Annotated in this window: 3 protein-coding genes; all 3 read right to left on the bottom strand. The window is 66.5% G+C overall.

What is annotated here, in order from left to right; all coding sequences use genetic code 11:
- Nucleotides 1–360 precede the first annotated feature (360 nt).
- The 3 genes from ACZYX4_RS16635 to ACZYX4_RS16625 are packed head-to-tail and all read right to left on the bottom strand — an operon-like array spanning nt 361 to nt 7,866.
- Complete coding sequence (locus ACZYX4_RS16635; protein ID WP_463877933.1) at nt 361–4,044, bottom strand: 1,4-alpha-glucan branching enzyme; 3,684 nt, start codon at nt 4,042–4,044, stop codon at nt 361–363.
- A 1-nt stretch (nt 4,045) separates the two neighbouring features.
- Nucleotides 4,046–5,842 (bottom strand): maltose alpha-D-glucosyltransferase, encoded by a 1,797-nt coding sequence (gene treS, locus ACZYX4_RS16630; protein WP_463877930.1) that lies wholly within the window; start codon nt 5,840–5,842, stop codon nt 4,046–4,048.
- Nucleotides 5,839–7,866: an alpha-1,4-glucan--maltose-1-phosphate maltosyltransferase gene (locus tag ACZYX4_RS16625; RefSeq protein WP_463877942.1), complete on the bottom strand. Its 2,028-nt coding sequence runs from the start codon at nt 7,864–7,866 to the stop codon at nt 5,839–5,841. The genes treS and ACZYX4_RS16625 overlap by 4 nt, the downstream gene beginning before the upstream one ends.
- Nucleotides 7,867–7,933 lie beyond the last annotated feature (67 nt).

Raw genomic sequence — 7,933 nt, 5'->3', positions numbered from 1 at the left:
TCAATACAATAAATTGGTATCAACAAACTTGGCACACTATTGAGTTCTCAAACAACAGACACACCCGGCACCACCACAACCTCAGCCGTGGATCGCTCCGGAGCAACTTCGTAATCTTACCGGGCCGCTTCGCCCTTGTCAAACCGACTCCCTGATTCAGCACCGCCGTGAGGCGTCTGTGTCTGGGGGGCCGTTCAACTCCGGGGAGCAGCGCGGAAATAAACTCTACCACCACTTTGCCCCGCTGGCAAAGGACGCCCCGGACGGGCTGCAGCGGGGCACCAAAAAGCCCGGAATCACGGGGATTCCGGGCTCTTCGACGATGTTCGGCCGCGCCGCGGCCGGGGCATCTGTCCTGCGTCAGCTCACCGGTTTGAAGTACGCGGCACCCAGCGGCGGCAGCGTGACAGTGAGGGTGGCCGGCTGGCCGTCGGTGGCGATGTCCGGCGCGGTGAGGGTGCCAACGTTCAGGACACCTGAACCTCCGTACGCGGCGGCGTCGGTGTTCAACGCTTCCTGCCACTCCCCCGCCGCGGGGACACCCAGGCGGAAGTCCGTGTGCGGAGACCCCGAAAAGTTGAAGGCGCACACCATCGGGTTGCCGGCGGCGTCCCGGCGGATGAAGGTCAGGACATTGCGGTTGGAGTCCCCGCCGTTGATCCACTGGAACCCGGCGGGGTCGTTGTCCCGCTCGTAGAGTGCCGGGGTGGAGCTGTACAGCTCATTGAGGTCCTTGGTGAGGAGCTGGATCCCGCGGTGCGCCGGAGTTTCCGCCAGCCACCAGTCCAGGCCGTACTGTTCGGACCATTCGGTTTCCTGGCCGAACTCCGTGCCCATGAAGATCAGCTGCTTGCCCGGGTGGGCCCACTGGTATCCCAGGAAGGCACGCAGATTCGCCAGCTGCTGCCAGCGGTCGCCCGGCATCTTCCGCAGCATCGAGCCCTTGCCGTGCACAACCTCGTCATGGCTGATCGGCAGCAGGAAGTTTTCCGTGTAGGCATAGACCATCGAGAAGGTGATGGTGCCGTGGTGCCACCGGCGGTTGAACGGATCCTCGGCCATGTACTTGAGCGAGTCGTGCATCCAGCCCATGTTCCACTTGATCCCGAAGCCCAGGCCGCCCTGGCTCGTCGGCGCCGTGACACCCGGGAACGCGGTGGATTCCTCGGCGATCATGACCGCACCGGGGTGTGTCTTGTAGACCGTGGCATTGACCTCCTGCAGGAAGGCGATGGCCTCAAGGTTTTCCCGTCCGCCGAAGCGGTTGGGCTGCCACTGCCCCTCCTCGCGGGAGTAGTCGAGATAGAGCATCGAAGCGACGGCGTCCACCCGCAGGCCGTCGATGTGGAATTCCTCGAGCCAGTAGAGCGCGTTCGCGACCAGGAAGTTGCGCACTTCGCTGCGTCCGTAGTCGAAGATGAGCGTTCCCCAGTCCGGGTGCTCGCCCAGGTTCGGGTCGGAATGCTCGTACAGCGCTTCGCCGTCGAACCGGGCCAGCGCCCACTCATCCTTGGGGAAGTGCGCCGGCACCCAGTCCAGCAGCACACCGATGCCTGCTTGGTGCAGTTCATCCACGAGGTGCCGGAATTCGTCGGGGTGGCCGAAGCGCGACGTCGGGGCGAAGTAGGACGTGACCTGGTAGCCCCAGGAGCCGCCGAACGGGTGCTCTGCCACCGGCATGAGCTCCACATGCGAGAAGCCAAGCCACTTGACGTATTCGACCAGCTCCTTCGCCAGTTCCCGGTAGCTGAGCCCGACCCGCCAGGAGCCGAGGTGCACTTCGTAGACACTCATCGGCGAGTTGTGCGGATCCCGTGCGGCGCGCGCTTCCATCCACTCCGCATCCTTGAAGGCGTAGGAGGGCTCCACAACACGCGACGCTGTCAGCGGCGGAACCTCCGTGCCAAAGGCCATCGGGTCCGCCTTCTCCACCCAGTAACCCTGGTTGGTCCGGATCTCGAATTTGTAGCACGCCCCTGCCAAAACGCCGGGGATAAACACTTCCCAGACCCCGGAGGAGCCGAGGGACCGCATCGAGTGCTGCCGGCCGTCCCAGCCGTTGAAATCGCCCGTGACCCGTACTGCCTGCGCATTGGGCGCCCACACGGCGAAGGACACGCCGTCGACGTCGCCCAGGGCGGACTTGTAGTGCTGGACGTGCGCGCCGAGCACATCCCAGAGGCGCTCGTGGCGGCCTTCGCCGATCAGGTGCAGGTCGAGTTCGCCAATGGTGGGCAGGTACCGGTACGGGTCGTCGGCCGGCTCCGGAGCCTTGCCCTCGTAGCTCACTTCCAGCCGGTAGTCGGGCACGTGGCCCGTCTCCAGCGGCTCCAGCACGGCAACCCACACCCCGCCGGACTCGTGCGTCATCGGGAAGGTGCCGGTTGCGGTCACAACGGAGACGGCTTCGGCGAGGTGCTTGACCGTGCGGATGGTGACGTGGCCGTGGTCATCCAGGTGCGCGCCCAGGACCGAGTGCGGCGCGTGGTGTTCGCCGGCGGCGACCCTCGCCAGGGTGTCCGCATCCACCGGCAGTGGACTTCCGGGACGATCGATACGTGCTGAACCTGTCATTTTGATACCTTCCGCTGCGGCTTCGGCAGGAACGCCGGAGCCTGTACTCCCGAGGAGTCGACGTGATGCGTGGACCGGAATGGAGAGCCAGTCGGGCCTGTTCCGTAGTTCGTAGATGACTTCGTAAAGGGCTTTGTCGAGCCACAGGGCGACGAAGAGCGGGGAATCGCGGTCGATGCTGCCGGGGATAACTTCGGCGTACCCGGCCAGGAAGGCCTCGGCACAGTCGTCCACCCAGGTCTCCGGGACGTCCGCCTCCGGGTGCTCGCGGACGGCCGCTCCAGCGGCGTAGTCGAAGGACCGCAGCATTCCGACGACGTCACGCAGCGGCACGTCCGGGAAATTGCGCTCCGAGATCGGCCGGAGGGGTTCTCCCTCGAAATCGAGAATAGCCCAGCGCGGCGCTTTCCCGGCGCCGCCCGGAACCTGAAGGATCTGGCCCAGGTGGAGGTCACCGTGGATCCGCTGCAGGGGCCCGGCGCCGCTGCCCTCGAGGCGCTCCAGGAGCCGGTCCAGCGCCTCACCGTACGGGCCCACCGCGGCCCCGGCCTGCGCCCAGGACTGCCGCACCCGCTGGGCTACGCCGGGCGCAATGTCACCGCCCGGGACCGATTCCGAAGCGACGCCCAGTGCCTGGGCCAGCCGGCGGTGCACCGTGGCAGTCGCGGCGCCCAGGGCGCGGGCTTCGGCGGTGAAATCCCGGCCCTCATTCGCCGCACTGACGGCCAGTCGCCAGGCATCCAGGCCGCCGGCGAGGAACTCGTGCGCCACGGCCAGTTCGCAGCGCGCGGCGCGGGCGTCCTGCGCCCCGGCGGGTGCCTCTGCCCACTCCCCGGTCACCCAGCCGAGAGTGGCCGGCACCTCAACGGTGCGCTCTGCTGTCAGGGCGGCGCCGATTTCCACCTCCGGGTTCTGGCCCTCGGAGAGCACACGGAAGAACTTCAGGATCGCGGCCGACCCGCCGTCGTCGACGATCACGGAAGTGTTGGACTGCTCCCCGGAGAGGACTGAGACGACGCCGGTGGCGAGGGGCAGGACGTAGCCGGACTCCACGAGGTGGCCGGTGGCGTTTCCGGCCGGGGTGGTCCCGCCGTGGCGCATGAGTTCCAGCCACGCCGCGATGAACTCGGCGTCGTGGACGCCGTCGTAAATCCACAGGGCGCCGGGAGCTCCGGCGTCGGAAAGCTGCCCGATCAGCGCCGAGTCCGCCCCCGGCAGTGGCGCGCGGCGGATGCTGAGCGGGACCTGCACGACGTCGGTCCGCGAGCCGTCCGGCGTCGGGTAGCTCACCGCCAGCAGCAGCACCTCAAGTTCTGCGCTGGCTGAAGCGCCGTCCGGACCGCCGGCAAGGCGCAGCCCCCCGGCCTGCTCGAAACTGAACGCAGCGCTCTTGACCGGGAACCAGCGCTGGCGCGGCAGCCAGCCGCCGAGAAGTCCGCTCAGGGCCGGTGTAAGGGTGGGTCGGGACATCTCAGCCTTCGATTGAAAGGATCGGCATGGCCTGGGTGTGGGGCGATGTCGGGTTGGAGGCAGCAGACCGGATCCGCAGCCAGAAGAAGTCGTGGCTGCCCAGGGTCAGCGTCAGGGTTCCGTCGTCGGAGATCCCCGGGAACGCCTGGCCGCCGAACACGTCCCGGAGGCCGCGTCCCGCGAACCTCGGCACCCGCAGCGTGGTGGCCACCGGATGCTGGGACAGGTTGAAGGCGCACAGGATGGTTTCGCCGTCCTCGCCGGCTGCATTGCCTTCCGGCAGTTCGCGGAGGTAGGCAAGGACGACGTCGTGGTCCGCCTCGACATGCTCAAACCCGCCCAGCCCGAAGGCGGGGTGGTTCTTCCGGACGCTGAGGATCTGGCGCGTCCAGCGCAGCAGCGAACCCGAGTGGGCTGCCTCGGCCTCGACGTTGGCCATGCTGTAGTTGTAGACCAGCGACTGGATCACCGGAAGGTACAGCTTGCCGGGGTCCGCGCTGGAGAACCCGGCGTTGCGGTCCGGGTTCCATTGCATCGGGGTGCGGACGGCGTCGCGGTCCTCGAGCCAGATGTTGTCCCCCATGCCGATCTCGTCCCCGTAGTACAGGAACGGGCTGCCGGGCAGGGACAGCAGCAGGGCGTTGATCAGCTCGATCTCCGAGCGGGAATTGTCCAGCAGCGGCGCAAGCCGGCGGCGGATCCCGATGTTGGCGCGCATGCGCGGGTCCGGTGCGTACCAGCCGAGCATGGCCGCGCGCTCGTCGGCGGTGACCATTTCCAGCGTCAGCTCGTCGTGGTTCCGCAGGAAAGTGCCCCACTGGGCGCCTTCGGGAATCGCCGGGGTGTCCTTCATCGTTTCGATGATGGGCGCAGCCTTCTGGTCCCGCAGCGCGTAGTACAGGCGCGGCATGATCGGGAAGTGGAAGGCCATGTGGCATTCCGGTTCCGCTTCGGTGCCGAAGTACTCAACCACTTCAGCCGGCGGCTGGTTGGCCTCGGCGATGATCACGCGGCCCGGGTAGCTTTCGTCGACCATCTTGCGCAGCTTGCGCAGGAACTCGTGGGTCTGCGGCAGGTTCTCGCAGTTGGTGCCTTCCTCCTCGAAGAGGTAGGGGATGGCGTCCGCGCGGAAGCCGTCAATGCCCTGGTCCAGCCAGAAGCGCACGACGTCGAAGAGGGCGTCGATGACCTTGGGGTTCTCGAAGTTGAGGTCCGGCTGGTGGCTGAAGAAGCGGTGCCAGAAGAACTGGCGCCGGATCGGGTCGAAGGTCCAGTTGGATTCCTCGGTGTCCACGAAGATGATGCGGGCGTCTTCGTACTTCTCGTCCGTGTCGCTCCAGACGTAGAAGTCGCCGAACGGTCCGTCGGGATCCTTGCGGGATTCCTGGAACCAGGGGTGCTGGTCGGAGGTGTGGTTCAGCGGGAGGTCAATGATCACCCGCACGCCGCGGGCGTGGGCTTCCGCGACGAGGCGCTTGAAATCGCTGATGGTGCCGAATTCGTCGAGCACGGAGTTGTAATCCGAGATGTCGTAGCCGCCGTCACGGAGCGGGGACTGGAAGAAGGGCGGGAGCCACAGGCAGTCGACGCCGAGCCACTGGAGGTAGTCCAGCTTCTCGATCAGCCCGTGGAAGTCGCCGGATCCGTCGCCGTTTCCGTCGGCAAAGCCCCGGACCAGCACTTCGTAGAAGACCGCCTTGCGGTACCAGTGCGGATCGTGTTGGAGGCCCGGCGCGTTCAACTCATAGGATCCCTTCGAGCTGTAGTGCTGGTTGGGGTTTGACGGGCTGAAACTCACTGGTGATGCCTCCGGATGCTAAGAATGTGCGCCGGCTCGACATGGGCGTCCAGCCGAACGTAGTTGTACTCCCCCCATTCCCAGCTCTCGCCGGTCACAAGATCATCCACCATGAACCGGCCATTGTGAGTCAGGTCGTCCGCGTCGAGCTCCAGCGCCGCCAGATCCAGCGTGACGGTGCTCTCGCGGATGCCGTGCGGATCCACGTTGACGACGATGATCAGTGTGTCCTTGGTGCCGTCGGGGAGGGTTTTGTGCTTCGAGTAGACGACGGTGGCGTTGTCCGTGCTCTCGTGCACTGTCAGGTTCTGCAGGTCCCCCAGGGCGGGGTGGGCGCGCCGGATCGCGTTGAGCCGGCTCAGGTACGGGGCCAGCGTCCGGCCGGATTCGGCCGCCGCGTCCCAGTCCCGGGCCTTGTATTCGAACTTCTCGTTGTCGATGTACTCCTCGGCACCGGGACGGGCCACGTGCTCGTAGAGTTCGAAGCCGGCGTAGACGCCCCAGATGGGACTCGCGGTGGCAGCCAGCGCAGCCCGGATCTTGAACGCGGGCGGACCGCCGTACTGCAGGAACTCGGTCAGGATGTCCGGGGTGTTGACGAAGAAGTTCGGCCGGAAGTAGGCAGGGGACTTGTGGCTGACCTCCTGGAAATATTCCTCCAGCTCCTCCTTGGTGTTCCGCCAGGTGAAGTACGTGTAGGACTGCTGGAAGCCGGCACGGCCCAGCGCGTGCATCATGGCCGGGCGCGTGAAGGCCTCGGCGAGGAAGACGACGTCGGGGTGCTTCTTGTTGACCTTCTCGATCAGCCATTCCCAGAACCACACCGGCTTGGTGTGCGGGTTGTCGACCCGGAAGATCTTGACGCCGTGGCTCACCCAGAGGAACACAATGCGCAGGATCTCATTGGACAGGCCCGCGGGATCGTTGTCGAAGTTGAGCGGGAAAATGTCCTGGTACTTTTTCGGCGGGTTCTCGGCGTAGGCAATGCTGCCGTCCACGCGGGTGGTGAACCACTCGGGGTGGCTCTCGACCCAGGGGTGGTCCGGTGCGGCCTGCAGGGCAAGGTCCAGGGCCACTTCCAGCCCCAGCTCTCCGGCCCGCGCCACGAAGGCATCGAAGTCTTCAAAGGTGCCCAAATCCGGGTGGATGGCGTCGTGGCCGCCCTCCTTGGCCCCGATGGCCCAGGGGGAGCCGGGATCGTGCGGTCCGGCGAGCAGGGTGTTGTTCGGGCCCTTGCGGTGCTGGATGCCGATCGGGTGGATCGGCGGCATGTAGATGATGTCGAAGCCCATGGCAGCGACGGCGTCGAGGCGCTGGGCGGCGGTGCGGAAGGTTCCGGAGGTCCACTCGCCCGTTTCGTGGTTGCGGACGGCGCCCTCGGACCGGGGGAAGAACTCGTACCAGGCGCCCCTGCCGGCGAGCTCCCGCTCCACCAGCAGGGGGTACTTCTCGGAAACGGTGACCTGCTCGCGGACCGGCTGGCGTTCGATGACGTCGGCGACCTCGGCGCTGAATCCGGCGGCGAGGCGTTCCTCGGCGGTCTTGCTGGTGTCGTTGAGCCCGACGACGGCCATCCGCAGGGTCCGCCGGTCCCCGGACGGGCGGGCGGAATCCTCGGACGCTGCGGCGAGCAGTGCGGCGCCTTCTGCGAGCATCAGCTCGACGTCGATCCCGGCTTCGACCTTCACCTCGGCGTTGTGGTGCCACGTGCCATAGCTGTCATGCCAGGCCTCGATCACAAAGGACCAGTTGCCGGTGCCGGACGGGGTCAGGAGCCCTTCCCAGCGGTCGGTTCCCATACCGCGCGGGCCCCGGGGCGTGGCGAGGCGGACGCGCTGGCGTTCCTTCCCCTGGGGATCGAGCAGGACGGCGCTGACGCCGAGCCGGTCGTGGCCCTCACGGAAGGCGGTGGCACCCACCACCAGGGTCTCCCCCACAGCGGCTTTGGCAGGAAATTTCCCGCCTTCGACTGCAGGCTGCACTGCGGTGATCGGAAAACGGCCAAAGCGAAGGCCCTCCGTCATCAGGGCCTTCGGATTTTGCTTGGACACGGCACTGGTTCGCGGGTTAGTCGTCACAGCCTCGACGTTA

It is taken from the genome of Pseudarthrobacter leeuwenhoeki, from assembly GCF_055412885.1.
Note: the sequence above shows the minus strand (reverse complement) of the source record. Positions and strands in the feature narration are given on the sequence as shown.

Excerpts from the sequence above, each read along its gene's own strand:
- ACZYX4_RS16635 (WP_463877933.1), bottom strand. The coding sequence starts at position 4,044 with ATGTCCCGACCCACCCTTACACCGGCCCTGAGCGGACTTCTCGGCGGC.
- ACZYX4_RS16625 (WP_463877942.1), bottom strand. The coding sequence starts at position 7,866 with ATGACGGAGGGCCTTCGCTTTGGCCGTTTTCCGATCACCGCAGTGCAG.